The organism is Serratia sp. X10, assembly GCF_017811775.1.
GTDB lineage: Bacteria > Pseudomonadota > Gammaproteobacteria > Enterobacterales > Enterobacteriaceae > Serratia > Serratia ureilytica.
Window position 1 is genome coordinate 369223 of sequence record NZ_JAEIOH010000001.1, and the last position, 25106, is coordinate 394328.

At 53.5% G+C, this 25106-nt stretch carries 29 protein-coding genes; 25 read left to right on the top strand and 4 right to left on the bottom strand.

The features are described from left to right. Window positions 1-112 precede the first annotated feature (112 nt). Window positions 113-1135: a terminase small subunit gene (locus J9788_RS01925; protein WP_182264672.1), complete on the top strand. Its 1023-nt coding sequence runs from the start codon at window positions 113-115 to the stop codon at window positions 1133-1135. Window positions 1136-1197: 62 nt separating this feature from the next. Here J9788_RS01925 and J9788_RS01930 read toward each other — a convergent pair whose 3' ends face one another. Beyond that, window positions 1198-1623, bottom strand: coding sequence for a hypothetical protein (locus J9788_RS01930; protein ID WP_182264671.1), 426 nt, complete (start codon window positions 1621-1623; stop codon window positions 1198-1200). A 47-nt stretch (window positions 1624-1670) separates the two neighbouring features. Here J9788_RS01930 and J9788_RS01935 point away from each other — a divergent pair, with 47 nt between their 5' ends. The 24 genes from J9788_RS01935 (at window position 1671) to J9788_RS02050 (ending at window position 22059) form a co-directional block, all read left to right on the top strand. Then, window positions 1671-3290 (top strand): TerL protein, encoded by a 1620-nt coding sequence (locus J9788_RS01935; protein WP_182264670.1) that lies wholly within the window; start codon window positions 1671-1673, stop codon window positions 3288-3290. Further along, window positions 3290-4831 carry a DUF1073 domain-containing protein gene (locus J9788_RS01940; protein ID WP_182264669.1) on the top strand — a complete coding sequence of 514 codons (1542 nt, stop codon included), beginning with the start codon at window positions 3290-3292 and terminating at the stop codon, window positions 4829-4831. Before J9788_RS01935 ends, J9788_RS01940 begins: the two co-directional genes overlap by 1 nt. A 31-nt stretch (window positions 4832-4862) precedes the next feature. Beyond that, a complete protein-coding gene (locus J9788_RS01945) occupies window positions 4863-5555 on the top strand; it encodes a phage minor head protein (RefSeq protein ID WP_197752091.1) in 693 nt (230 codons plus the stop codon). 3 nt (window positions 5556-5558) lie between these two features. Next, complete coding sequence (locus J9788_RS01950; RefSeq protein ID WP_182264667.1) at window positions 5559-6884, top strand: DUF2213 domain-containing protein; 1326 nt, start codon at window positions 5559-5561, stop codon at window positions 6882-6884. 1 nt (window position 6885) lies between these two features. Further along, a complete protein-coding gene (locus J9788_RS01955) occupies window positions 6886-7368 on the top strand; it encodes a hypothetical protein (RefSeq protein ID WP_182264666.1) in 483 nt (160 codons plus the stop codon). Continuing rightward, complete coding sequence (locus tag J9788_RS01960) at window positions 7368-8396, top strand: major capsid family protein (RefSeq protein ID WP_182264665.1); 1029 nt, start codon at window positions 7368-7370, stop codon at window positions 8394-8396. Before J9788_RS01955 ends, J9788_RS01960 begins: the two co-directional genes overlap by 1 nt. 3 nt (window positions 8397-8399) lie before the next feature. Next, on the top strand, window positions 8400-8744 hold the full coding sequence (locus J9788_RS01965; protein ID WP_110157892.1) for a hypothetical protein: 345 nt from the start codon (window positions 8400-8402) through the stop codon (window positions 8742-8744). Window positions 8745-8747: 3 nt separating this feature from the next. Further along, window positions 8748-9218 carry a DUF4054 domain-containing protein gene (locus J9788_RS01970; RefSeq protein WP_182264664.1) on the top strand — a complete coding sequence of 157 codons (471 nt, stop codon included), beginning with the start codon at window positions 8748-8750 and terminating at the stop codon, window positions 9216-9218. Then, window positions 9219-9698, top strand: a complete 480-nt coding sequence (locus J9788_RS01975; protein WP_182264663.1) for a hypothetical protein — start codon at window positions 9219-9221, stop codon at window positions 9696-9698. Continuing rightward, a complete protein-coding gene (locus J9788_RS01980) occupies window positions 9695-10060 on the top strand; it encodes a hypothetical protein (protein ID WP_049194153.1) in 366 nt (121 codons plus the stop codon). Before J9788_RS01975 ends, J9788_RS01980 begins: the two co-directional genes overlap by 4 nt. Continuing rightward, window positions 10045-10596 carry a hypothetical protein gene (locus J9788_RS01985; RefSeq protein WP_038875743.1) on the top strand — a complete coding sequence of 184 codons (552 nt, stop codon included), beginning with the start codon at window positions 10045-10047 and terminating at the stop codon, window positions 10594-10596. The genes J9788_RS01980 and J9788_RS01985 overlap by 16 nt, the downstream gene beginning before the upstream one ends. Then, window positions 10577-12061, top strand: coding sequence for a DUF3383 domain-containing protein (locus J9788_RS01990; protein ID WP_182264662.1), 1485 nt, complete (start codon window positions 10577-10579; stop codon window positions 12059-12061). The genes J9788_RS01985 and J9788_RS01990 overlap by 20 nt, the downstream gene beginning before the upstream one ends. Next, window positions 12061-12498 (top strand): hypothetical protein, encoded by a 438-nt coding sequence (locus J9788_RS01995; protein ID WP_038875737.1) that lies wholly within the window; start codon window positions 12061-12063, stop codon window positions 12496-12498. Before J9788_RS01990 ends, J9788_RS01995 begins: the two co-directional genes overlap by 1 nt. Beyond that, a complete protein-coding gene (locus J9788_RS02000; RefSeq protein WP_049194151.1) occupies window positions 12498-12902 on the top strand; it encodes a hypothetical protein in 405 nt (134 codons plus the stop codon). Before J9788_RS01995 ends, J9788_RS02000 begins: the two co-directional genes overlap by 1 nt. A gap of 208 nt (window positions 12903-13110) precedes the next feature. Next, complete coding sequence (locus J9788_RS25005; protein WP_370576303.1) at window positions 13111-15045, top strand: transglycosylase SLT domain-containing protein; 1935 nt, start codon at window positions 13111-13113, stop codon at window positions 15043-15045. Further along, window positions 15042-15848 (top strand): phage baseplate protein, encoded by an 807-nt coding sequence (locus J9788_RS02010; RefSeq protein ID WP_182264661.1) that lies wholly within the window; start codon window positions 15042-15044, stop codon window positions 15846-15848. The genes J9788_RS25005 and J9788_RS02010 overlap by 4 nt, the downstream gene beginning before the upstream one ends. Continuing rightward, window positions 15848-16150 carry a hypothetical protein gene (locus tag J9788_RS02015; protein WP_182264660.1) on the top strand — a complete coding sequence of 101 codons (303 nt, stop codon included), beginning with the start codon at window positions 15848-15850 and terminating at the stop codon, window positions 16148-16150. The genes J9788_RS02010 and J9788_RS02015 overlap by 1 nt, the downstream gene beginning before the upstream one ends. After that, complete coding sequence (locus J9788_RS02020; protein ID WP_182264659.1) at window positions 16147-16992, top strand: hypothetical protein; 846 nt, start codon at window positions 16147-16149, stop codon at window positions 16990-16992. The genes J9788_RS02015 and J9788_RS02020 overlap by 4 nt, the downstream gene beginning before the upstream one ends. Before the next feature lies 1 nt (window position 16993). Further along, the gene (locus J9788_RS02025; protein WP_182264658.1) at window positions 16994-17671 is read left to right on the top strand and encodes a Gp138 family membrane-puncturing spike protein; all 678 of its coding nucleotides are present in this window, start codon (window positions 16994-16996) and stop codon (window positions 17669-17671) included. 8 nt (window positions 17672-17679) lie between these two features. Continuing rightward, the gene (locus J9788_RS02030; protein ID WP_182264657.1) at window positions 17680-18036 is read left to right on the top strand and encodes a hypothetical protein; all 357 of its coding nucleotides are present in this window, start codon (window positions 17680-17682) and stop codon (window positions 18034-18036) included. After that, entirely contained in the window at window positions 18033-19280 is a 1248-nt protein-coding gene (locus tag J9788_RS02035; RefSeq protein ID WP_182264656.1) for a baseplate J/gp47 family protein, read from the top strand. Before J9788_RS02030 ends, J9788_RS02035 begins: the two co-directional genes overlap by 4 nt. Window position 19281: 1 nt before the next feature. After that, complete coding sequence (locus J9788_RS02040) at window positions 19282-19869, top strand: DUF2612 domain-containing protein (RefSeq protein ID WP_182264655.1); 588 nt, start codon at window positions 19282-19284, stop codon at window positions 19867-19869. A gap of 1 nt (window position 19870) precedes the next feature. Then, entirely contained in the window at window positions 19871-21499 is a 1629-nt protein-coding gene (locus J9788_RS02045) for a hypothetical protein (protein ID WP_182264654.1), read from the top strand. A gap of 2 nt (window positions 21500-21501) precedes the next feature. Next, on the top strand, window positions 21502-22059 hold the full coding sequence (locus tag J9788_RS02050) for a tail fiber assembly protein (RefSeq protein ID WP_182264653.1): 558 nt from the start codon (window positions 21502-21504) through the stop codon (window positions 22057-22059). 13 nt (window positions 22060-22072) lie between these two features. Here J9788_RS02050 and J9788_RS02055 read toward each other — a convergent pair whose 3' ends face one another. The 3 genes from J9788_RS02055 to J9788_RS02065 are packed head-to-tail and all read right to left on the bottom strand — an operon-like array spanning window position 22073 to window position 24793. Then, window positions 22073-23527 (bottom strand): glucosyltransferase domain-containing protein, encoded by a 1455-nt coding sequence (locus J9788_RS02055; RefSeq protein ID WP_241427805.1) that lies wholly within the window; start codon window positions 23525-23527, stop codon window positions 22073-22075. A gap of 1 nt (window position 23528) precedes the next feature. Then, window positions 23529-24440 (bottom strand): glycosyltransferase family 2 protein, encoded by a 912-nt coding sequence (locus tag J9788_RS02060; protein ID WP_060447306.1) that lies wholly within the window; start codon window positions 24438-24440, stop codon window positions 23529-23531. Beyond that, complete coding sequence (locus J9788_RS02065; RefSeq protein ID WP_072271515.1) at window positions 24437-24793, bottom strand: GtrA family protein; 357 nt, start codon at window positions 24791-24793, stop codon at window positions 24437-24439. The genes J9788_RS02060 and J9788_RS02065 overlap by 4 nt, the downstream gene beginning before the upstream one ends. Between the last annotated feature and the right edge of the window lie 313 nt (window positions 24794-25106).

The window sequence follows — 25106 nt, forward strand, 5'->3', positions numbered from 1 at the left end:
TCACAGAGCATCTATCCAGGTGCTGCGTAATGCGCAAGCAAAGCCACAGGCGACACCCACCGATCACTCAGATCATGGTTGCCCGTGGCTTTTTTTATTCTCGGAGAACGTTATGTCACAACCGGAAGAAAGCGGCCTTGAGCGCGATTACTGTGCCGGTCAGCTTTCTCTCCGTGAGATGGCAAAGATTTACGGCATCAGTGAAGCAGCCATTAGAAAGCGGGCCAAAAAGCATGGTTGGGTACGCAGTGAGAAAACAGGTACGCAACCCGGTACGCAGGTACGCAAAAAAGGTACGCAAAAAGCTAAGGTGCGTACCGAGGAAAAAATGCAGAACTCAACACCTGAAAAGGTGATAGAGGAACTGCATCGTGATGCTGTAGAAGGAGAGGAAGAATTTTCCATAGACTCGCGTAAGTACGGGCTCAGCGATATGCAGTGGCGTTTCGTCAATGAATATCTCATCGACCTAAACAGGACGGCAGCATACAAACGTGCGGGAGGCAAAGGCGAGGCCAACACGGCCTACGTCAGCGCCAGCCGCATGTATAGAAACGCTAAGGTGAACAGGGCAATCAGCGACGCGCTGGCTGCTCGCGAACGCCGCACCCAGATCACCCAAGATGCAGTCCTGAAAATGTGGTGGGACATCGCCACGGCCGACGTCAACCAGATCACTGAGTACCGCCGGTTATGTTGCCGTTATTGTTGGGGCTTCGGCCACCAGTATCAGTGGATGGATGCGGTGGAGCACGAGGAGGCGGCGGTGAAGGCTAAAGCTGCGAATAAGCCTGAGCCATCCGATAGAGGTGGTTACGGCTTTGATGCGATGTTGGATCCCAATCCTGAATGCCCTCGCTGCAATGGCGCAGGCGTTGGCCGCGCGCACTTCCACGACTCCCGAGATTTGACCGGCGCCGCCCGGCGGCTGTTCGCTGGAATTAAAGAGGGCAAGTTCGGAATTGAAGTGATCACCCGCAATCAGGATGACGCGCTGAAGATGGTGGCGCAGCACTTGGGCATGGTGAGAAACAAGACGGAACTAAGTGGTCCGGATGGTGGCCCGGTGAAAACTGAAAGTGTCAATATGACGCCGGAAGAAGCGGCCGAAGCCTATCGCAAGCTGATGGGGTAAAACTGCCGGAAACGACCCGAAACATCATTATGTTAAAAGGGCAGGTAACTGCCCTATCTAATTTAATTGTTATTAATAATGTCCCAAACCTGTTGTTCCGTATAGTTTTTTCTCAACTGTGGAACCCAGCATTCTAGATTGCTGCTATCAGTTTGCCAGAGTAGCGGGAAAAGCTCATATTGCCCAATCCTCAAAGGAGAATGATTTGCGCTAACTAACTGCCAACGTTGTGCTGGGATATTACTGGTGAGACCTGGAGTCGCAGTCTTGAGATATAGCATGACCTTCCAACACTGCCATTCCTGCATTACCGAAGTAAGGCTGGAAAGGTAGTTGGCTTGGGTGCGTATTTGATGAGATAAGTCGATGAGAACAAATCTATTATTGCCGTTAGGATCAGCTCTGTTTACTACCAATCTGAAGGTGGTTTTACCGATGGACGTTTCTTTTATCACAACTAGATGATTCAACAAATTATTTATGTTCATAAGCTCCTCATGCTGTGCTGGCCTGACTTAAATTTGGTAAATCAGAAATGCCTATACCATTTCCATTTGATTTTAAGCGTCCTGATTATACACAAGTTTTTGAATGGAGGATGGAGCGCCTACAGCGCATCAGGGCTAATCCTGAATCGCTCCCAATCATGAAGGCCTTTTATAAGGACAACCCGGCTCAGTTCATCATTGATTGGGGAATGACGGTTGACCCGCGCAACGTCGAGCGCGGCTTACCGGCGCGCATCCCATTTCTGCTGTTCCCAAAGCAGGAGGAGTGGATCCAGTGGTTTGTTGAGCACTGGCGGGCATCAAAACCCGGCATCACGGAGAAAACCCGCGACATGGGCATGTCGTGGCTGACGGTGGGGATGGCTTCGTCGCTCTGCCTGTTCAACCGGGGCGTCTTCGCCGGCTTCGGCTCTCGCAAAGAAGAATACGTCGATAAAATCGGCTCACCGAAGTCGCTGTTCGACAAAGCCCGTAACTTCATTAGCCTGTTGCCGGTAGAGTTTCGCGGCGGCTGGAGTGCCAAACAGCACGCGCCGCACATGCGCATCCTGTTCCCGGAAACCCAATCAGCAATGACCGGTGAGGCCGGCGACGGCATCGGGCGTGGTGACCGCACCAGTTTCTACATCGTGGACGAATCCGCGTTCCTGGAGCGGCCTTATCTGGTTGATGCGTCGCTGTCTGCCACCACCAACTGCCGGCAGGACATTTCAACGCCGAACGGCATGGCCAATTCCTTCGCTGAGCGCCGTCATAGCGGCAAGATTGACGTGTTTACGTTCCACTGGCGTGATGACCCTCGCAAAGACCAGGCTTGGTACGACAAGCAGGTAGAGGAGCTCGACGCTGTCACCGTGGCACAGGAAATCGACATCAACTACAGCGCATCCGTTGAGGGTGTGCTGATCCCGTCTGCATGGGTGCAGGCGGCTATCGACGCTCACATCGTGCTTGGCATCGAGCCAACGGGCGTGCGCATGGGGGCGCTGGATGTTGCCGATGAGGGCAAGGACACCAACGCTTTTACGTCCCGTCACGGCTTCCTCCTGGAGGATATCGACGAGTGGTCGGGGAAGGGCGACGACATTTTTGGAACCGTTCAGAAAGCTTTTAACATTTGCGATCAGCAACTGCTTGATCACTTCCGGTTTGACTCAGACGGTCTGGGGGCCGGGGCACGCGGCGACGCGCGGGTAATAAATGAAAACCGTGAAGCTGAGGACATACCGACAATTGTCGCTGTGCCATTCCGCGGTAGCGGAGCGGTATTCGATCCCGAAGGCGAGGCCGTTCGTGGCGATAACGGACGGCCAGCCCGCCTTAACAAGGACTTTTTTGCCAATGCCAAAGCACAGGGGTGGTGGTCACTGCGTACCCGGTTCCAAAAAACCTATCGCGCAGTGACTGAAGGGATGGAGTTTGATCCTGACGAAATTATTTCCATCTCTGGGACGATGAAAAAAAAGGACAAGCTGGTTATTGAATTATCCCAGCCCACTTACACGGTGAATGGTGTGGGGAAAATCGTGGTTGATAAAAAGCCTGACGGCACCAAATCACCAAACCTCGCCGACTCGGCAATGATCGCCTACGCCCCAATGGAAATGCCAATGCTCATTTCCGACGACTTTTTGGAGAGTATTTGATGTGGCCCTTTAAGCGAAAAAAAACGAGTGGCGAGGCGCCGCCAGTGCAGGAGGCGCCAAAATCGCCAGGGATTACGATCAGCGACGAGATGCTCGCAGAGGTCGGACACAAAAAGCGGCGTGAGTTCGAGAAGTACGAACCGCCGGCCGGGGTTATCCCTGACGGTATCCGCAGTGCGATTCTTGCGATGGATGCAACGCCATACGATTCACTGAACGGCAGCTACCCCGATTACGTTTTCGGTGGCTTCCCTGGCTATCCCTATTTGGCGCAACTCGCCCAGCTGCCGGAATATCGCCGGATGGTGAGCGTGATCGCCGAGGAAATGACCCGCAAATGGATCAAGGTTAAAGCGGCCAGTGACGGGGATGAAAGCAAGGCTGACCGCATCGCGCTACTCGTTAAGGCGATGGAGCGCTACAAGGTGCAGGATGTTTTCCGCCTGGCTATTGAGCACGACGGATTTTTCGGCCGCGGCCAGATATACATCGATGTGCGTTCCCCGCGCGGTTTGTCCGCATGGACGGATCCGGAGGAGCTGCAATCCCGGCTGTTCCTGTCCAACAAAAAAATCACACCCGGCTCGCTGGTGGGCTTTCGCGTGATTGAGCCGGTATGGACCTACCCAGGCATCTACAACGCCGATAACCCGCTGAGCGATGATTTCTACAAGCCGGCGGAGTGGTTCGTGATGGGTAAGACCGTACACGCCAGCCGCATGTTGGATCTGATTTCCAGGCCGGTGCCTGACATGTTGAAGCCGGCCTATAACTTCGGCGGCTTGTCGCTGACACAAATCGCCGAGCCTTACGTCAATAACTGGCTGCGTACCCGCGATAGCGTGGGGGATGTGCTTCATTCCTTTTCCCTGAGCGGCATCAGCACGAACATGACGAATGCGTTAAGCGGAAAGAACGATCCCAACTATGCCAAGCGCGCGGAGCTGTATAACCGCACGCGGGACACGCGCGGCTTGTTGATTCTGGACAAGCAACAGGAGGAGTTCTTCCAGTTCAACACACCACTGAGTGGGCTGGATACGCTGCAGGCGCAGGCACAAGAGCACATGTTCTTTGTCAGCGCGATCCCGTCGGTGAAGTTCGCCGGCCTGAGCCCCGCGGGGTTGAATGCCTCGAGCGAGGGCGAGATCAAGGTGTTCTACGACACGATAGCGGCCAGCGCGTCCAGGTTACTCAAGCACCCGATAAAGCGCGTGATGGACATTATCCAGTTGTCGGAGTTTGGCGACATCGATCCGGACATCACCTTTGAATTCGAATCCCTGCACGAAATGACGCGTGAACAGCAGGCCGCCATCCGCAAAACAGAAGCGGAGACGGACCAGATTTACGAGGCCATTGGCTCAGTGACGAATAACGAGGTGCGCGAAAAACTGGCCTCTGATCCGAACAGCCCCTACAGCGGTCTGGATTTAAGCGGGGAGATTGAGATTGACGACGAAGACGACGAAAACTTCAACCTCGAGGAAAGCGCGTCGGAAAAAGACCCTCCGTCAGATCCGACCCAACGCGGGGATTGAGGCCTGGTACCGGCGGCAGCTGGATAAGGCGGTGCAGGAGCTACACAACAGCACGCTCTATTGGCTGCGCGCCGAATACCGGCAGACCGGGCTGGCGCAGGATGCCTCACCGGCGATCATGATGCGCGATGCCATGCGCAAATTGTCGCGGCGCTGGCGAAAAAAATTCGATGTGTTGGCCGGAAAACTGGCTGAGCGTTTCGCTTCTGATGTGATGAAGAATAGCGATGCGTCGCTTTCCACTGCATTGCAGCAGGCAGGTTTCACGGTGCCATTCAAAATGACGGCGGAAATGAACAACGCGCTGCAGGCGACCATCACCGAGAACGTCAACCTGATCCGCTCCATTCCGCAGCAGTACCTCACGCAGGTCGAAACGCTGGTAATGCAATCGGTATCCCGTGGGCGTGATCTCGGCACCCTGACCAAAGAGCTGCAACAGCGCTATGGCGTCACCCGGCGCCGGGCGGCTTTTATCGCGCTGGATCAGAACAACAAGGCAACGTCTGCCATGCAGTCGGCGCGCCAGCGTGCGCTTGGCATCCGCCGAGGGCGCTGGCGCCATTCCCACGCAGGGAAAGAACCGCGCATCTCCCATGTGAAAGCCGACGGCAAAGAATTCGATCTGGACAAAGGCATGTTTATCGATGGCGAATGGATCATGCCAGGGGAAAAAATTCGTTGCAGGTGTGGATGGGAGGCGATTTTACCGGGACTGGAGTAATGAATGACGACTGAACGACTGGCATTTGACCGGGGTTCGGTACGGCAAATTGATAAGGTCGGACGGCTGCAGGTAGAACGCAGCAACATCAGCAAGGCCAACGTGTGCGGCTATTACGGGCGAGAAATCCCGAATTCCGAGGCGCTGGGACTTGAGCCCGACCGGCTGTACATGCTGTACCGCGACCCCGACGAGCTGCGCAAGGCAGCGAAAACCTTCAATAACATCCCCATCCTTTGCCGACACAAGCCTGATTACCCAGGCGCGCCCGCGCGTGAGCTTCGGGTGGGGACAACGCACGCCAACAGTGATTTTGATGGCACCTACCTAACAAACGGATTGTCGATTTGGGACAACTCCGCCATCGCCGGTATCGAGACCGACGAGCAACGAGAACTGTCATCGTCGTATGCGTACGTCGCTGACATGACCCCAGGCGTTACCCCGGATGGCGTCAAATTTGACGGCGTGATGCGGGATATCGTCGGTAACCACGTGGCGCTGGTCGGCGACGGCCGGGCCGGATCCGATGTGCTGGTATTTGATTGCCTCCCGAAGGAGTTACAAAACATGAAATTAAATCGTAAGGGTGTCGCCATGCGCGCAGCGCTGGGCGCCTATCTCAAACCTCGCCTGGCGCAAGACGCCTCGCCGAAAGACCTCACGCAATTGGTGGGCCAGCATAAACGCCCCAACGCGATCGCGAATGCGGTCAAATCCGCGTTTTCCGGCCGCCTGGCGCAGGATATGGAAATCGAGCCGGCCGAGCTTGCCGAACTGATGGAGGCCGCCGAAGAAGTGGTCGAGCCGGAAGAGAACGGGCCAGCGTTTGATACGGAAAACTCACTGGAAAGCATCCTGGCGCTGTTGTCCGACAAAGTGCCGGAGGAAGTGCTGGAAAAAATCAAAGCGGTACTGATGCCGGCGGCGGATGACACCCCGGACGATCCAGCAAAAGACCCGGTAAAACCGAATCCCGATATGGTCAGCAAACCGGCGATGGACGCTGCTATCAGGCTGGCGGCTGACAACGCCACCAAGGTGGCGGCGAAAAACTTCCAGGCGGTTCGCACCGCTGAAAGTGAGGTGCGTCCTCTGATTGGTGACGTGGTGGCGATGGACTCCGCCGAGGAGGTTTACCGCACTGCTCTCGAACAGGCCGGGATCGATATCACCGACGTACACCCAAGCGCTTACCGCAGCATGGTGAAGTATGCCGTTGAGCAAAAACAGGCCGTCAAGGCGCCGAAACTGGCGCATGACTCCGCGGCTGCATCGTCTTTCGCTGCCGATTTCCCTACCGCCAGCAAACTTAAAAAAGGTTATTAACATGTCAGGATTTCAGACGAGCATTAACCAATACCCGGCTCCGGGTATTGAGGGGGCTTTTGCCAGTAACAACCCGTACACCAGCTATGTGGCCGGTGAGGGGGCACTGGTCACCGGCGCCGACGGGTTAACCATTGGGCGATTTGCCTGGGTGGTGAAGGGCGTGGCATCGAACAAAGGCACTGGCGCACCGTCGGGGTTTGTTCCTCGCGATGGCCAGGCGTCAATCGTTGAATGGCTGGGCGCGGCGTCTAACGTGATCCAGCCGGGGCGAGAGTGCACGCTGCACACCGGCGGTGATTACTGGGCGGTTACCACGACAGCGGCCACTGTCGGCCAAAAAGTGTTTGCGTCACTGACCACCGGCGAGATTGCTACCGGTGCCGCCGGCGCGACCATTGAAGGCTTTGCGGAAACGGCATTCTCGGTGGCCAGCGCCGCGGCGGCCAAAGAACGTATCAAAATCAGCATCTGGAGCAAGTGATGAATAAATTTAAGCAGCATTACGCTACCGCCAGCCGCGATTACGGCATCATCCTGCCGGGCGCGCAGGCTTACCTGCCGCCGGAGTATGCGAGCGATTTCGCGCTGGCGATGGATGCGCAGCCTAATCTGGTAACGGTCTCAAACTCCGGCGTGCCGGCCTATTTCACCAACTACGTTGATCCAGAATTAATTCGCGTGCTGGTGACACCGATGAAAGCGGCCCAAATCCTGGGCGAAACCAAAAAGGGCGACTGGACGACGCTGACCACTCAATTCCCGATCGTGGAATCAGCCGGTGACACCAGCTCTTACGGCGACTACAACAACAACGGCATGGTAACCGCGAACGCAAACTGGGTGCAGCGCCAGAGCTACCACTACCAGACGCACACCCGCTGGGGTGAACGCGAACTGGACATGTACGGCGCGGCGCGCATTGGCTGGGCGGCGGAGTTGAATGTCGCGTCTGCCCTGGTGCTGAACAAGTTCCAGAATAAATCCTACTTCTACGGCATCGAGGGCTTGCAGAACTACGGCCTGCTGAACGATCCATCGCTGTCGGCGCCGATTACCCCGATTGACGTTGGCGGCAAGTTGAAATGGGACGATAAGGACGCCGAGGCGATTTATAACGACATCGTCAAGCTGTACAAGCAGCTCGTCAGTCAGACCAAAGGGCATGTCGAGCGAACCGACAAGATGAAGCTGAATATGTCCCCGACATCAGAAGCCAACCTGACGAAGACCAACCAATACAAGGTCAACGTTTCAGATCTTCTGCAGAAAAACTTCCCGAATATGACCATCGAAACGGCGGTGGAATATTCCAGCGACGCGGGTGAAGTGGTTCAGCTGATCGCCGAGCGTCTCGGGGAGAACGACACCGGTTACTGTGCGTTCACCGAGAAAATGCGCGCGCATGCAGTGGTGACGGAGTCTTCAGCCTGGCACCAGAAAAAATCCGCCGGTACCTGGGGGGCGATCATTCGCCAACCGCTGGCTTACGCACAAATGTTGGGGGTTTAAAAGATGGCAGAGCAAGTAACAGTTGGCTGCAAATTGCCGAACGGTTTGGTGTTGGAAGTCGACGGCCATCGGCAGGCGGTCGCGGGTTACCGCGGCGAAGATGTGCGAATTATCGGCGGCTATGGCCTCACACCGGTCGATAAGGAACTGTGGGACGCCTGGCTGAAGATCCACAAAGATCAGCCGTATGTAAAAAACGGTGTGATCTTCGCGCAGGACAATGGCAACAGCGCCCGTGCGCAGGCCAAAGAGCAGGAAAAGTTGAAGTCAGGCCTTGACCCATTGCCGCAAAACAACCCGGCACCGGGGATCAAGCGTGATGATGAAGCGATGAATAAAAAGGAGTAATGCATGGGCGCCGTGGTTTTCAACATCAAGGCATTTCGGGTGCTTTACCCGGCGTTTGCAACGGGATGCGGATCGGCGCCAAGTGATGACCTGCTCGAGGCGCTGTTCAATCAGGCCTCGACCCTCTACCTCGATAATACCGATGAAAGCAAAGTGCAGGATCTGAAAGAGCGCGAGCAGTTATTTTTCCTGCTTGTTGCTCATCTCTGTGCGTTGCGCGGATTTGGTTCAGGACAGTCGGGCGGTCAGGGAAGCGGCCTTGTTGGCCGCATTACCAGTGCCTCAGAGGGATCGGTTTCTGTATCGGTGGACAGCGCCGGCAGTAACGATCAGTCGTGGTGGTATCTGCAGACTCCCTATGGCGCGGATTATTGGCAAGCGACCGCGCCCTACAGGACGATGGTTTATCACCCGGGCTCATCGCCATCGCGCTATCCAGACCACTACTATCGGCCGGTCAGGCGGGGGCGCTAAATGGGTGCCAGTGTTCGCGGCGGTGCCGCGTTTAAAGCGCGCCTGGCGCAAATTGCCGAAGGGCTGTCTTCGGGCAAGCGCCTCAAGGTGGGTTTTTTGGCCGATGCGACCTATGAGGACGGGACCCCGGTTGCGCTGGTGGCCGCCGCGAACGAGTTCGGAAAAATGGTGATGACCAAGGCCGGGGAGTCCTATTTTCAGCTGCCGCGGCCTTTTTTCCGCAACATGATTTCAGCCAACAGTACGCAGTGGCCCGGTGAGTTTTCGCAGCTTATCTGTTCATCAAATTATGACGCGCGGTTAGCGCTTGGATTGATGGGGGAGCGGATAAAAAGCCAGCTGCAGGATTCTATCCGGGAGCTCAATTCTCCGCCGTTGGCGGAGTCGACCATTAAGCGCAAAGGGTTCGATAAGCCGCTGGTCGACACTGGCCACATGCAGAACAGCGTCGACTATGCCGTTGATGGAGGTGATGAGTGAATTTGCACGGTATTGTTTCGCGCGCCGTCGGCGCAGTTAATCCCTTCGTTGAGGCGCAGATTTATCGATCGCTAGGTGCCGAAAAACGTGAGGATTATTCCCGGGCGCCGGCCTATGACGCGCCTATTCCGATGATGGTACAAAAACAGGCTGTTACCCAGGGCGATATCCGCCACCTGGACAACCTGAATATTCAGGGGGTGTTCACGTCCATCTATACGAACGGGAACTGGTGCGGTGTGAGCCGACCGAAGCAGGTCGGCGGTGACAAATTCGTCATCGCGGGCGAAACGTGGCTTGTGGTGGCGGTGCCGGAGAACTGGCCGGATTGGACGAGGGTTGTTGCATGTCTGCAAACGTAACGCTCTCGATCACTGAAAGCGATCTCTATAAAGCCCTTGGCGATTTTCTCCAGGGGCTTTTTGTTGATGCGCAGATCGAGCGCACTCAGCAAAACGGGGTGCCGATGCCACAGGGCGAATTTATCGCGATGACTTCGCTGAATTCCGCCGGTTTGTCTACGGCGGTGGTGAAGTATTCGCCGCCACTGGAGGCCGGACTGGGTACGCAACACATTACGCGCACCACGCGCTGGGAATGTCAGCTTGATTTCTTTGGCGACAGCGCGGAGCGAAATTCCCTGATGTTCGCCACGCTGATCCGCTCGGAGTTTGGCACCTCCGCTTTTCGCTGCTCCGGGGGCGTCTTAACGCCGCTCTACTGTAGCGATCCCCGTCAGACCACGATGATTAACGGCGAGTGGCAATACGAGCCGCGCTGGACGCTGGAATTCATCGCGCAAATCAAACCGGTGGTCAGTGCGCCTCTGGCGTTCTTCGACAACGTGACCATCAAAACGACCACAACGGAGTCCATCGATGGCAATTCCAATCAGTAAAGACGTAAAAATCAAACCGGGCGTGCTATCCGCCGTGGGTAATGCGGTCGACCTCAACGGCCTGCTTTTAACCGACAGCCCTTACGTACCGATCGGCGACGTCCCTTCGTTTTCGTCACCCTCGAGCGTGGCCGATTATTTCGGTGGTGACTCTGACGAATACGTTATGGCATCCATGTATTTTCAGGGCTACAACAACGCGACAAAATCTCCGGGGGCGTTGCTGTTCGCCCGATTCAACCGCGCGCCGGCGGCCGCATGGTTGCGCAGCGGATCGTTTAAAGGGGTGACGGTCGAGGAGCTGAAAAAAATCTCCGGTACGCTCACGATCAGCATCAGCGGGAAGAATGCCAGTGCGGAAGTCAATTTCAGCGCGGTAACCAGTTTTGCGGAGGCGGCCGCCGCGTTGCAAACCTCATTGACGGCCGCCGTGGCGACGGTGGTATATGACACCACGCACAATGCCTTCATCATCACTGCTGCAGGCACCAAGCCGGAAGCGACGACTATCGCGTATGCGACCGGCACCGCAGCGGCACCCATGAAGATGACCAGCGATCTCGGCGCCAAGATCTCCCAGGGGGCGCCGGCGGCAGTGGTTCCCGCGCTGTTCACGGCAATCATCGCCAAGTCGCAGCAGTGGGCCTCATTCTCGACCGTTTTCGAGTGCAAGGATGATGAACACCTGGCGTTGTCCGCATGGGCCAGCGCGCAGGAGGAGCGCTTTTTCTATGTGGCGTGGACCACCAACGAAAAAGCCCGAATTACGGGCAATCAGGATCACATCGCGTACAAGATCATCACCGTGAACAATTACGGGAGTGTCGTGCCGGTGTTCTGCACTGACGTGAAAAAACCTGCATCCGTATTGGGATATGCCGCTGCGCTGGACTTTACCCGCACAGAAGGGCGCGTGCCGTTCAAATTCCGCGAATACAACGGGCTGGCGGCCGATGTGACCAGCGGGGATGAGTACGACGTGCTGATCGCCAATGGCTATAACTTCTACGGCAAGTACGCCGCCAATAACATCGTCGAGGATTATTGGGCAGATGGCTCGATCACCGGCGATTTCAAATGGCTGGACAGCTTCGCCGGGCAAATTTGGCTGAACGCCAACCTGCAGGGCGCGGTGCTGGCGCTGTTCAAATCCAACAAGACTATCCCCTACAACAACGCCGGGCGCGCGCTGGTTGCAACCTCGATGACCGATGTGATCGAGCAGTTTAAAGCATGGGGCGGCATTCGTGCCGGGGTGACACTGTCCGCGGCGCAAAAACTGGAGATCAGCAACGCAGTAGGGGAAGACGTGTCGGCGACAATTTTCGCGACGGGGTACTACCTCTATGTCGGTGAAATGCTGCCGGCCCTTCGACCAGGTCGCACCAGCCCGAACTGCGCGTTGTGGTACAGCGACGGCGGCAGCATCCAGAAATTGAATATTGCATCGACGGAGGTTCAATAATGTCCAACACCATCACTTCTGCCGACGCCATTATTACGCTGTCGGTAATGAACCTGTACCCGTCAGGCGTGCAGCTGCAGGGCTTCGCTGCGGATAATATCTACGGGACCGACGCGCTGAGCCTGGCGGAAACGGTGCGCGGCGCCGACGGCAAGTTATCGGCCGGCTTCATTTACGGCAACATCAACCAGACGATCTACATTATGCCGGATTCGGAAAGCCGGGACGTGTTCGATACCTGGGCGACCACATCGCGCGCCAGCGTGGCGGTGTTCCGCTGCAATGCAACGGTTATCTTGCCGGCGCTCAAGCGCAAATATAAATGCGTGAACGGCGTGCTGAAGCAGTGGAAGGCGCTACCGGATGCCGGCCGCATTCTGCAGGCCAGCCAGGCGATCATCGAATGGGAATCCATCACTCCGGAGGCGTTTAACTGATGGCACGTAAAGAGACGTTTATCACTATCGACGCCGCCGGGCGCGATCAGGGCAAGGTTTTCTATATCAAGGAAATGTCGGCGTCACAGGCTGAATGGTGGGCTTTGCGGGCGCTCATGGCGATGGGGCGCGGCGGCGTCGAGATCCCCGATAATTTACGCAGCATGGGGATCGCGGCGATGGCTGTTGAGGGCTTAAAGGCGATTTCGAAGATCCCCCCGGATGAGGCCAAGCCGCTGCTTGATGAGTTGATGACCTGTGTTCAGGCCGTGCCGAATCCAGCGGATAAAACCGTGGTTCGCCCTTTGATTGAAGCCGATATCGATGAAGTGGCCACACGCCTTAACCTGCGCGCGGAGGTGTTCAAACTGCACGTGGATTTTTTCGCTACCGCCGGCCGCTAGATATACCGCCTCGTTTTGCCAATCCTGACAGGCCGTTTGGGCTTGTCGATTACACCAACGTTCCGCACACCATCGCTACCGTGATTTCCGCCAGCAAAGCCTCCAAGGCCGAGCTGGATGCGGTGCTTGGTGTGCAGGACTTGTGGGATTTGTTGGAAATCATCCAGGTGGACGCCCATAACGCACGCGTAATGCAGGAGGGGAAATAGTGGCAATGGTACTTGACGAGCTCGTCCTCGCCCTGGGTATTGACGACAAAAACTTCAGCGCTGGCGAGCAGGCGGTAGTGGCAGGGCTTGACCGCCTGACAGCGGTCATGGAGAACGTTGCGCAGGCGTTCGACACCGGCGAGAAGAAAAGCAGCGAGGCGCTGGATAAAACCGGGAAAAAAGCCGACAAAACCGCCAAAGACATGGAAGCCAGCGGCAAAAAGGCGGCGTCGTTCTTTTCCAGTATTCGCGCCCAGGTGCTGGCGCTGGCCGGCGTCACGTTGTCGCTGGGCGGCCTCAAAAGCTTTGTTACCGGGTTCACCAGTAACCTGAACCAGTTGGCGACGGCGGCCGATGCTTTTGGCATGTCGGCCAAATCGCTGGATGGCTGGACCAAGGCGGGCGAGGCGTTCGGTGTCAGTGCCAATGAGATTGTTGGCGCGTTCTCCCGCATCAACGATGCAAAGGCACGCTTAAAATCTGGCCTTGGGCTGGATCCACAACTTCAAAGCCTGCTACTGGCCGCCAACCAGGCGGGCGCCAATATCGATCTGGGCCGGGATGGGACTGAAGATATTGTCCGCAAATTGGCAGCCGCGTTTCCAAACCTGAATAAGGATCAGCAGCAGGCCTATGGCAGTGAGCTGGGGTATGGCTACGCCGCGCAGCAATGGTTCGGCTCTGGCCATGCGTTGCGCGATGTTGACCGATTTACAGCGCACTCAGGCGTTGACGATCAGTCAATCGCGGCGGCGCGAAAGTTTCGCCAGCAGTGGGCAGAGATCAGCCAGGCCTTTGAGAAAACGGGATACATCCTCTTTAACGCGCTGCTGCCTTACATCAAACAGTTCAACGCGTGGCTGAACGATCTGGCGAGCTGGATGGCACAGCACCCGGATGAAATCAAAGCCGCAGTGCAGGGCGTGTTCGATGTTCTGTCGAGCATTGTCGGTATCGCCGGTGAAGCCGCCAATGCGGTAGGAGGCTGGCAGAACGCCATTCTGCTGCTGGTTAGCGCATCGGTGGGTGGCAAGCTGCTTTCCCTGTTTAAAGGGCTCAGCGGGGCGCTGATGGGGCCTGCCGGCCTTATTGCAGCTCTGGTGGCGCTTGAGGAGTTTGTCATTAAACCCCTCGAGGAAAAATACCCTGCGCTGAAAAATAACCCCGTTGCGGATGCCCTGAACAATCTGCCATTCATTGACAAGGTAGAGGGGTGGGGAAAATCCGCTCACGATTGGGTTAAGGATACATTCGGGATCAATCTTCCGCGTGGTGATGGTTACGGGCAAGACCAGGCTCCGACGCAGTTTGCTCAATCTGTACGCCGGCCACAGCCAACAAAGGCCGGTGAGGAAATGCTGGCGTGGCTGCAGCCGAAACTCAGCAAGCTGGAGGAAACGTTCGGGCTCCCTGCCGGGCTGCTGCGCAGCATGGTGATCACGGAGTCAGGCGGCGATACTCAGGCTATATCGAAAGCGGGCGCCAAAGGGCCGTTTCAGTTCATGCCAGGCACGGCGAAGGACTTTGGGCTGGTCGGCGATGACGTTTTTGATCCGGAGAAATCAGCCTATGCCGCAGCGCGCTACATGTCGCAGCTGCTGAAAATGTTCGATGGTGATCTGGGTAAGGCGCTGGCGGCGTATAACTGGGGCCAGGGTAATGTTGAGCGCAAAGGGCTCGGCGCGGCCCCGCAGGAAACGCGGGAATACGTGCCGAAGGTGTTGTCGAATTTGCCTCAGCCGGGCGCAGGCATGGCGGCGCAGGCGCGCCAGCCGGTCGGCGGTTCGCAATCCACGATCACCGAAACAACCCATATCGGCACTCTGCAGGTGAATTCGCCGGCGGACAGCACGAAAGGGATCATCGACGACGCAAGGCAAAAAATTAATCGCTCCAGCTTTGTGGGCGCGTATGCATCGGGAGTGTCGACATGAGGTTTTCCCTGAATCAGGCCACTGTACTGAATGCTGTGCGGGGCGGTGGCCTGCTGTCTGTCGTTAACAGCGTGTTGGCACCGGGATACGGAGTTTATTATGCCTCCGGCGCCAGTGTCGGCACGAAGCCCTTTTCGCCAACGTCATTTGTCGTTATCGAAGTGGGGGGCGAAGCGTCGATCACCACGGCGCCGATCGAGCGAGGTGGTTACACCTCATTCAACAAGGTGCAGCGGCCGGCAGAATTACACATTACGTTTACCGTGGAAGGCTGGACAGGGTTTTCAGGCGGGCTTCCGAACCTGACCAATCTCACGCTGACATCCCGCTCGGACGTGCTGGCCACCCTGGAGACGATGCGCACAACGGCGGAGGTTTATGACATCGAAACCCCCGACAAAACCTATTCGTCCTATGACCTGACCAAATACGATTATCGGATCCGAAGCGACGGCGGCCCGACGTTGCTTACGGTAACGGCGGTTTTTCAGGACGTGCAGGACGTGGCCGAGGTGACCGTCAGCAGCGAGACATCGCAGGCCGACACTACCAATAATCAAATCACCCAGGGAGCGAGCGCCAAAACGGAGCTCGTTACCTCTTCAACGAGTGGTTCCACCCTTTCTGATGTGAAGAAAGCGATCTCCGGCGTGCAGCGCTCGGCGTCGGAATTGGTTGGGAACATTGCCGATAAGGTTTCGTCAGCGGTCGAGGATGTGACCAAACCTCTCGGAGAGGTCACCGTCAGCGCGACGCAAAAGTTGGATGCGGCGGTTAAGCAATTGGCGCGGAGTTTAACCTGATGCTGGAAATTGTACTCAAGCCCCTCAAGTCTCAACGATTCACCGTCTCCCTGAATAATCAGGCCTGTGAAATTCGTCTGGCACAGCGTACCACGGGGCTATATATCGATCTGACCGTTAACGGCACTCCCTGCCTGCAGGGGGTGTTGTGCCTGAACGGCAACAAGATCGTGCGTTACGTCTATCTGCCATTCGCCGGCGAATTATTTTTCGCTGACCTGGCGGGAAACGCGGATCCTGAATGGTCCGGCCTGGGTGAGCGTTTCAAACTTTACTACCTTGCGCCGGAGGAAATGCCGTGAGCTATCAACAACGGGATATCAGGGTGGAGTTTACCCTGGCAGAGGGGCGAACGTTTGACGATCGGGGTAACGTGCTTACCGTCAAGAATGCGCGCTGCTATATAAGCCTGGCGGCGTATGGCGGGATTGCCGGCACGCAAATTACCCTTTATCTGTGGGGGCTCGTGGCCCAGCAGATGGCGGCGCTGAGCTACAAAGGGATTTGGATTGATGGGGCCAAGCCTAATCGGATCCGCGTATGGGCTGCTGACCGTCTGATTTTCGAAGGGTTTATCAGCGATGCATATGCGGATTACAACCAGGCTCCGGATGTGCCGCTGATTATTACGGCGAACATGATGTTTTATCTGCGGGCGAAAAAGGTGTCGCCATTCAGCGCGAAAGGCCCCGTCTCGATCGATGACATTTTGATGCCAATGGCATCATCAGTGGGGCTGAAATATGAGAATCAGGGCGTTAAACGCACGCTGCCCGATCCGTATTTCCAGGGAGATATCACGCAGCAGATGATCGAGGCGGCACGGGCTGTTGATGCCGAAATCGATATCAACGTGGAGAAGGTGACGATCTGGCCAAAGGGAGTATCCCGAAAAGAGTCGGTATTGCTCGTTTCTCCCGACCACGGATTAATCGGGTATCCCATTTTTACCAATGTTGGGCTGAGCATTTCGTGTCTGTTCTGTCCTGATATTTTTATTGGTCGCAAATTGTCGTTGGTGACCTCACTCCCGAACGCCAGCGGCCGCTATGCGGTGCTCGGTGCAATGCACACGTTAACCTCATGGATTGAGGGCGGCCAATGTTCAACATCCTGCGAATTGTTGCGGCAACCCGGGGGCTGATATGGAAAATTTTCATGTAAACGGCTCCGATCTGAATGGTGATATCAACGCGCAGGACTTCGTTATGCGCCAGTTTCTGGGGCGTCATGCGTTTATCACGTTGGGTAGGGTGATCAATGCCAACGGGGAGCACGTGGACATTCGCCCTATGGTGATGGCCGTCGCTGGCGACGGCTCACCTATCCCGCATGAGGTAATTTACAACGTGCCGGTGTGGCGTCTACAGGGTGGTCAAAGTGCGGTGATCATGCCACCGAAAGCCGGTGATATTGGGTTCATAGCGATTTGCGATCGGGATATCAGCGGGATTAAAGCCACGCGCCAGCCCGCTATGCCGGGATCAAGGCGCACGCACAGCCTGTCAGACGCGATCTATCTGGGTGGTGTGCTGAATGGCGACCCGGTGCAATTTGTCGAGTTTGCCGATCAGCAGATCAATGTAACTTCACCCTGGAAAATCACGCTGAATGCGCCGGATGTTGAAACCAATGCATCGAAGCGCTTTGCCGTTAACTCGCCGGAAATCGCACTGAACGGCGCGACCGAGGTGAGCCAGAAGTTTACAGCCAAAGGCAAAGCGGACCTGTCCGCCGGCGCCATGATTAGTGGTATCGAGTTTGGTGACCACGTGCATGGTGGCGTGCAATCAGGCAGCGCGCAGACGAATAAACCGCAATAGGGGGCATGATGCAAACTCGCTCACTTCTTCTCGATACGAATACCTGGGATCTGATGCTGGACGACAAAGGCAACCTGGCGGTCACAGACAATCCTTATGCGGTGGCGCAGGATGTGGCGTGCGCCTGCAGCACTTTCCTTGGCGAGTGTTGGTATGACAACACGCTCGGAATTCCTTATTACCCGCGGATCCTCGGCCATTGGCCCGGCACGCAGCTGATTAACACCAAAATGCAGCAGGAGGCGATGAAACTGCAGACGGTCTCCAGCGCGCTGTGTACGGCAGTCTCTGATGGAGATCGCCGCATTGGTGGCGTAATGACGATCACCGATACCAATTTCAACGATTACACGGTGCTGTTATGACGGATGAAAACACCAATTACACAACTGCGGTACCGGCGGTTACGTTTTCAAAAACGGGGCTGCTGGTGCCGGATGAAGCGGACATATTAAACGGCCGGCTAACCGATTTCTCCACCGCGCTGGGGAGCTCGATGGGGACCAGCCTGACGAGCCCACAGGGACAGCTGGCGATGAGCGATTCGGCCATCATCGCCGATAAGAACGATCAGTTGCTGGCGATCGCGAACCAGGTGAACGCGGACTACAGCAGCGGCAGGTTTCAGGATGCGATTGGCCGGGTTTATTTCCTCGATCGCATCGGTGCCACCGGCACGACAGTAACCGGGACGTGCTCAGGGCTGGTGGATACGCTGATCCCTGCCGGAAGCCTGGCGCAGGATGATACGGGGTATCTCTACGCCAGCCTATCCGACGCCACGATCGGTGCCGCCGGTAGCGTAGATGTGGTTTTCCAGAACCTCACGGCAGGCCCGATCGGTTGCCCCATTGGTGCGCTCAGCAAGGTCTACAAAGCGATCCCTGGCTGGTCTGGTGTGACGAACCGCGCCGCCGGGGTGCCGGGCAACAATGAGGAGAGCAGAGCCGACTTTGAGCACCGCCGACGCAATTCCGTTGCCAACAATGCCCGGAATACATTGAACGCGATCCGCGGCGAGATCCTCGCAAAAGTTCCCAACGTAGTGGATGTATACGTTACGCATAACCCGACCCCGGTAGACAGACAAGTCGGCTCATCCAAATATACATTGAAGAAAAACTCGTTCTACGTTGGCGTATATGGCGGAAAGGCTGAGGATATCGCGGATGCTATCTGGCGCAAGGCGCCGCCCGGTGTCGACATGAACGGTGATTCTTCATACACGATTGCAGATACCGACGGCTATGAGCCGCCATACCCGGAGTATGTGATCACCTGGCAAGGGTTGAAGCCGGTGAGCGTGTCAGTGAGGGTTATCCTGAAAAAAAGCGAATATTTACCATCGGACATTACCGATCAGGTAAAGGGTAAAGTGATCGCGGCATTCAATGGCGCTGATGGGGGCAATCGTGCGCGTGCAGCGGCTGCGCTGGCCGCCGGGCGATTCTATGCGGGCATTTACAGCATTGACCCTTCAAACATCGATATTCTCAGCCTGGCGCTGAGCAGGGATGGTAACGCCTTTTCCTCATCCCTCCAGTTTGGAATCGACGAAATTCCGACGCTGGATCCGAACAATATCAGCGTAAAGCTGCAGGAGGTCTAAATTGCAGAATGTGGCCGCCACTGTGCTCGCACAGTACGCCGCCAGCCCCCGCCTTAACGCCCTGATAGGCAGCTTCAACGAAGCCGTTTCCCCCGACAAGTTCGTCGATGATTTTTACGATCTGATCTGGAACATCGAAACCGCAGAGACCTATGGCCTCGATATGTGGGGAAAAATTGTGGACGTAAGCCGGCGGCTAACGGTCGACGACGACTTTAATTATTTGGGGTTCAGTGAGGCGCGGCTGGATACGCCAACGCGGACAGATCCCCGCCCATTTGACCAGGCGCCGTTCTATAGCGGTGAGAGCACAACGCAGACCATTGAACTTGCGGACCCGATCTATCGCCGTCTGATCATGATGAAAGCCATGAGCAATATCACCGATTGTTCAATACCGAATATCAATCGGATGTTGCGTTACATGTTCGGCGATCGGGGGCGCGCCTATATCCAGAACGATGGCGGAATGAAGATGAGCTATGTGTTCGAGTTTGAACTGTCGACCGCAGAGCTGGCTATCGTCCAGTCCTCCGGCGCGCTGCCGGCGCCGCCAGGTATTAACGTTTCAATAATTCAGAAGGCATAAAATGAAACTGACAGATAAACCGCGTCAGATTGCAGTGCCGTTCGCCAGCGGTACAGCTGACAAAAACACGATCCCCAATAATGCCACGCAGGAAACCAAGGAAAAGGGCAAAGCTGCCTATGACTCTGGCTTTCCGCCACTCACAATGACAGCAATCGCGGCCGGCGGTATCCCACCGCACGGGAAGGATTTTAACGGACTGCTGAACGACATCACTGCGGCAATTCGTTTTTCTCAAGCCGGCGGCCATTATACCTTTGATTCTGCTTTTGCTCAGGCTATCGGCGGATATGCAAAAGGCGCAACGGTATTAAGCGCTGACGGCTCGAAAATCTGGTGGAATACAGTTGAAGCGAACACAACGGATCCGGATGGCGCCAGTGCAGCGGGCTGGAAAAATCTGTTGGCGGATCCCAATGGGCTGTTTCTTCAAAAGTCTCAAAACCTGGCGGATTTACAAAATAAAGCGGAGGGCCGGAAAAATCTTGAGCTCGGTACTGCTGCGACGAAAAACGTCGGCACTGGCAGTGGTAATGTAATGGAAATGGGCACGGCGGGTTTGGGTGTCGGGCCAATAGCCAAAAGCGACGCTTACAGTAACATCGCGCAGTTTTTCCGCGTAAATGCTTCGTCAGCCAATAAGCCTCCTGCAGTGTCCGGAAACGTATCAGCTGGCGTTGTATGCTTGCCTATGGATGCGGCACCATCCTCAGGCTACGTTGCTGTTGTTGGCGGTAATTTGGCGGCGTATGTCGGCATTTCACAAGCAGAGGCTGGCGGGATTACCTGGGCGAGAATTTATACCGATAGGTTTAAACCTACTGCTGCCGATGTAAACGCTGTTGCTAAGACTGGCGATAGAATGAGTGGTGCGCTAGGTTCGACTTATACCGACACCTATAGGATCGTTGCAGGTCAATACGGTACATTCTGGCGTAATGACGGCAATGCCCTCTATCTCATGCTCACCAATGCTGGTGACCAGTGGGGGACATTTAATAACCTGCGACCGCTTGCTGTCTCCACCAGTGACGGCTCCATAAATGTAGGTACAAGTTTTTCGGTTAATTATACTGGATATATTAATAAGTTAGGGGTTAACCCCTATACAAGTAACGGGCAAAGTTTTAACCAAACAAACGGACTGCATATCCAAGGTGCTGGTGACCAATATGGAGATATTTATTATCTTGAGACTGTAGGGAAATATGGATCATTATCATTCCATATCCACGGAGGGGGATTGGATGCCTATCCGGCATTTAACAATAATGGTTCGCTTTCTCTTAATGGGGGCTGGCCAGCTATAAGCAACTCCGCCGGGACTACATGGCACCCAGACGGCAATGTCGAAGGCCCTCAATGGGGAGGCTACCTTAGCAACTGGCTGAATCAAAATATATCGAACGCGCAAAATAACGCACAAAACTGGGCTTATCAAAATCTTGTCCAAAACGTCAGGCTCACTGGACGAATTAACCAGCCTGATACCGGGGGGCAAGTTAGAGCTCCTGACGGTTGCGTGTTTACTGGTATGTCTGGGGCCAACTATAACCCATCTATTTGGGCTTCTTATTCATATATCCAAGTTTTAATTAATGGCTCTTGGCGAAATATAGGGACTTCTTAATCATGGTTAAATTTGAAAACTTTGCTATTTACAAGCCTGATTTTAAATCCACCGAAGAGAATGAGCCAGCATATAGACCTGATATTCTTTACGCCAGAGATAAAAATGGGCGAGACTGGTACGCCTGTCAGGCGGATTTTAGTCCAGACACGCTGAAGGTCATGTATGACGAGAATGGTATTATCGTCTGTATATCAAAAGACGTCACAGCAATTTTCCCTCCTGGTTACTCAGTAGCAGAGGTGGCGATTAGCGAAACCCCACCTGAAGCGTGCAACGATATGACGTGGGTATATCGTGACGGAAGGGTGATTAAGCGCACCTACAGCTCTGCTGAAAAGCGCAAGATGTTACAGGGGGAGAAAGAACGTCGTATCGCACGTGTTAACCAGGTTACGCAAACCCTCAATAGCAAGTTGCTATTGGGTATGGCTACCGATGAAGAGAAAGCCAAATTGCGGGTATGGATGGACTACGTTAACGAGATCGAGAAGATCAGCGATAACACAGATCTTGAAAAAATCGTGTGGCCGGAACCGAAAATAAAGCCCTCATGGTAGAGGGCTGAATAGATCAATTATTATCCGTTCCCAATGATACAATGGCTGTATTACCTGAAATGAACAGAGAATATTCCTTATTAGTTGAGATTGGTTTAATCCCACTGCTAATCATACGAGAAAGCACATTTTTATTGTTTTGTTCATCTCCATAACCATGCAGAGTCTGCGGGAACCCTTTGTTAATTAGTTGAAAAGAAGCTAAAAACTCAGATGCAGGGCTAAGGAAATAGCCTATTAATGGTTTGTTGTCCACTAACAATTTAGCCCTTTCATTTATATTGACCTGGCCAACTGTTCCGATGGTGGTAATTTCATTGTGAGTGAGCAAGTCACGACTGATCATGTTAAAAATAAAATCTTCATACTCGCGCTGTGATTTAATGGCACTGCCTAATTGTGCGCTGAATGCAATTGCTGTAATAACAGGAATTAGTGATAAATATTTCATTTTTGGTAAAAAATAAACAATGGGAATCGAAATTAAAACAAGACACGCTGAGAAGGAAACCAAAGTCCTGGGGAATACCGGAGCATCTTTAAGAAATATGGTTGGCCCCATCAGTGAAACTAAAAATATAAATAGGGAAATAACCCAATAAAGACTGAATGATAATATAGATTTTTTCTTATGGCGATTTGCAAACAACATGAAAATCAAGCCAGCAATAACTGGAATCAAAAAATAAATATAAACTGGGCCATGGAAATATAATAGCGCCATGTTTTTTAATGAACTAAGCGTAGAGGCTAAATGCTCTAGCCCTTCAGTATTAGCTGATATGATCTCTGCGCGTGAATTACTTTTTGCAGCAAAGAATAACATGTAAACCATGTAAAAAGAGACGAATAAAGCCGTTTTGTTAAGTATTCTTTTTATAATATCAGTAGCTTTACAGTCATTTTTTACTGCTGCGATCATTACGTCTACAGCAAGTAAACCAATAAATACATTTGCACATGGTTGGTATATGGTTAAAGATAGTACGCCAGCGAACAGTTTTACTAAAGTTTGTCTTGTAGGATTACTGGCTGTATAGGTATAAGCCATAACCGCTAGGAAAAAAGCGATGGACATGCCTAAAGAGTCATATCTGTAAGCGATATTTTGCAGCATGAATGGATTAAAAATTAGAAGAGCCGCAACTAATTTGTGTGAAGGAACTTCTAACCTCCATAAATGATCGCTAAGTAAAAGCGATGCCCCACCGATAAACAAGCAGGAAGCAATCATAGTATAGGGGTATAGATCAAGGTTATAGTGGCCACTGGCGGATAAAACTTTCATGAGAATATCTGCAACAGGCCGACCTAATCCTCTCCATCCATACTGACCAGTTATGGCTCTATCTAGATCATCCCTATAAAAAATACCAGCTTGGATTAATGGATAAATAAAAAGAAGAGCAATCCCTGAGTAAAGGAGCAGTGCTTTTTTGTCGATTTTACAAAACATTTTAATTCTCATCTCACTTCTTTATTATATAGCGTGGGCGACGTTTGGTTTCAATGTATATTCTACCAATATATTCCCCAAGCACTCCGATTCCTATAAGCTGTACACCGCCAAGGAAAAGAATGGAGACAATAATTGAAGGGTAGCCAGCTACCGGGTTTCCCCAAATAACCTTATCTATGATCATCCATGCACCATACATGAAGGAAATTGCAGCAACAAAAAATCCAATGTAAGCCCAAACACGAAGAGGGAAGGTGGAAAAACTTGTAATTCCCTCTATTGCCAAATTCCAAAGCTTCCAGCCATTAAATTTGCTGGTTCCTGCGACTCGCTCGGCTCTAGAGTATTCAACAATTTCAACATTTCCGCCAACCCAGCTAAGGATACCTTTCATAAATAGGTTTCTCTCTGGAAGTAATTTAATGCTTTCTACCACTTCCCTGGTCATCAGCCTAAAATCACCTACATTCTCTTCTATGGCCGGTTTACTTATTTTATTGTGTACTCGATAAAACCATTCTGCTGTTTTTCTCTTCATTCGGCCATCGCATTGCCTATCCATACGTTTAGCCAACACCACGTCTGCACCATCTTGCCACTTATTCAATAATAGTGGGATAACATCAATTGGATCTTGAAGGTCAACGTCAATTGGGATAATAGCATCACCGGTAGCGGCTTCCAAACCAGCAAATAATGCAGGTTCTTTCCCGAAATTCCTGGAAAAATTTATCGATTTAACATTTTGATCATCATTAGATAAGGAAGACAGTATTTCTTCCGTTCTATCTGAGCTACCATCGTTGACGAAAACGATCTCTACATCTATATGCTGAAAAGGTTTAAACTGACGCACAGATTGGTAGAATAGAGGAATTGCTTCTTCCTCGTTGAATACGGGAACTACAAGTGAAATTTTCATTTATCTTCCCTGAAGACAACTAACTTAGAATAAATGAAGCCACAGATTAGGCTGATCACTGAAAAAGTAACGAGAGTTACAATTGGGTTTGCATGTAGCGTATCTGCTGCCCAACCGACAGAGAATGCCATACCTCCCATAAACAACACATACACCATATAGCGGTAAGTTGTAGCTTGTGCCTTGAACGTCCACTTGGCGTTAGCAAAGAACGAAACGGTTACAGCGATGCCAAAAGCGACAACATTTGAAACTGATTGTGAGAAACCGCTAAAGAGCATGAGCCCAAAAACAGCCCAGTGAGCCAGGGTATTCATTACCCCTACAGATGCATAACGTATAAAAGTATTCAATGCGTAAAATTCTTAAATGTTGGTTTGCTATATTCTGCCATCGCATGATATTGATGGCAAAATTTTCTAGCCCATCAAGATGATAAGTAAGCACAATCACTATCGTTGGGGCATGGTGACGTACTGTAGTAACAACGTATGACTCCCAGCACGCCGTCCGTCAGCGTTGCCTCACGCCACCTGATAGTTGGGTTCTGGCGCTCCTCTCAGACTGATATCTCAAGGGATAATGTCGCGATAAACATCAGCACAGTGTTCTACTTGTGGATGCGAAAACGCGCTGAAGGTCGAACTTCGATCGTGAGTTGTAGCC

What these genes read in the sequence shown, in the direction of transcription:
- J9788_RS01955 (WP_182264666.1), top strand. Translation starts at nt 6,886, where the DNA reads ATGTCAGGATTTCAGACGAGCATTAACCAATACCCGGCTCCGGGTATT.
- J9788_RS01985 (WP_038875743.1), top strand. Translation starts at nt 10,045, where the DNA reads ATGTCTGCAAACGTAACGCTCTCGATCACTGAAAGCGATCTCTATAAA.
- J9788_RS01990 (WP_182264662.1), top strand. Translation starts at nt 10,577, where the DNA reads ATGGCAATTCCAATCAGTAAAGACGTAAAAATCAAACCGGGCGTGCTA.
- J9788_RS01970 (WP_182264664.1), top strand. Translation starts at nt 8,748, where the DNA reads ATGGGCGCCGTGGTTTTCAACATCAAGGCATTTCGGGTGCTTTACCCG.
- J9788_RS02025 (WP_182264658.1), top strand. Translation starts at nt 16,994, where the DNA reads ATGGAAAATTTTCATGTAAACGGCTCCGATCTGAATGGTGATATCAAC.
- J9788_RS02050 (WP_182264653.1), top strand. Translation starts at nt 21,502, where the DNA reads ATGGTTAAATTTGAAAACTTTGCTATTTACAAGCCTGATTTTAAATCC.
- J9788_RS02055 (WP_241427805.1), bottom strand. Translation starts at nt 23,527, where the DNA reads ATGAGAATTAAAATGTTTTGTAAAATCGACAAAAAAGCACTGCTCCTT.
- J9788_RS01940 (WP_182264669.1), top strand. Translation starts at nt 3,290, where the DNA reads ATGTGGCCCTTTAAGCGAAAAAAAACGAGTGGCGAGGCGCCGCCAGTG.
- J9788_RS02000 (WP_049194151.1), top strand. Translation starts at nt 12,498, where the DNA reads ATGGCACGTAAAGAGACGTTTATCACTATCGACGCCGCCGGGCGCGAT.
- J9788_RS01975 (WP_182264663.1), top strand. Translation starts at nt 9,219, where the DNA reads ATGGGTGCCAGTGTTCGCGGCGGTGCCGCGTTTAAAGCGCGCCTGGCG.
- J9788_RS01935 (WP_182264670.1), top strand. Translation starts at nt 1,671, where the DNA reads ATGCCTATACCATTTCCATTTGATTTTAAGCGTCCTGATTATACACAA.
- J9788_RS01930 (WP_182264671.1), bottom strand. Translation starts at nt 1,623, where the DNA reads ATGAACATAAATAATTTGTTGAATCATCTAGTTGTGATAAAAGAAACG.
- J9788_RS01950 (WP_182264667.1), top strand. Translation starts at nt 5,559, where the DNA reads ATGACGACTGAACGACTGGCATTTGACCGGGGTTCGGTACGGCAAATT.
- J9788_RS02060 (WP_060447306.1), bottom strand. Translation starts at nt 24,440, where the DNA reads ATGAAAATTTCACTTGTAGTTCCCGTATTCAACGAGGAAGAAGCAATT.
- J9788_RS01960 (WP_182264665.1), top strand. Translation starts at nt 7,368, where the DNA reads ATGAATAAATTTAAGCAGCATTACGCTACCGCCAGCCGCGATTACGGC.
- J9788_RS01965 (WP_110157892.1), top strand. Translation starts at nt 8,400, where the DNA reads ATGGCAGAGCAAGTAACAGTTGGCTGCAAATTGCCGAACGGTTTGGTG.
- J9788_RS02030 (WP_182264657.1), top strand. Translation starts at nt 17,680, where the DNA reads ATGCAAACTCGCTCACTTCTTCTCGATACGAATACCTGGGATCTGATG.
- J9788_RS02045 (WP_182264654.1), top strand. Translation starts at nt 19,871, where the DNA reads ATGAAACTGACAGATAAACCGCGTCAGATTGCAGTGCCGTTCGCCAGC.
- J9788_RS01925 (WP_182264672.1), top strand. Translation starts at nt 113, where the DNA reads ATGTCACAACCGGAAGAAAGCGGCCTTGAGCGCGATTACTGTGCCGGT.
- J9788_RS01995 (WP_038875737.1), top strand. Translation starts at nt 12,061, where the DNA reads ATGTCCAACACCATCACTTCTGCCGACGCCATTATTACGCTGTCGGTA.
- J9788_RS02010 (WP_182264661.1), top strand. Translation starts at nt 15,042, where the DNA reads ATGAGGTTTTCCCTGAATCAGGCCACTGTACTGAATGCTGTGCGGGGC.
- J9788_RS02035 (WP_182264656.1), top strand. Translation starts at nt 18,033, where the DNA reads ATGACGGATGAAAACACCAATTACACAACTGCGGTACCGGCGGTTACG.
- J9788_RS02015 (WP_182264660.1), top strand. Translation starts at nt 15,848, where the DNA reads ATGCTGGAAATTGTACTCAAGCCCCTCAAGTCTCAACGATTCACCGTC.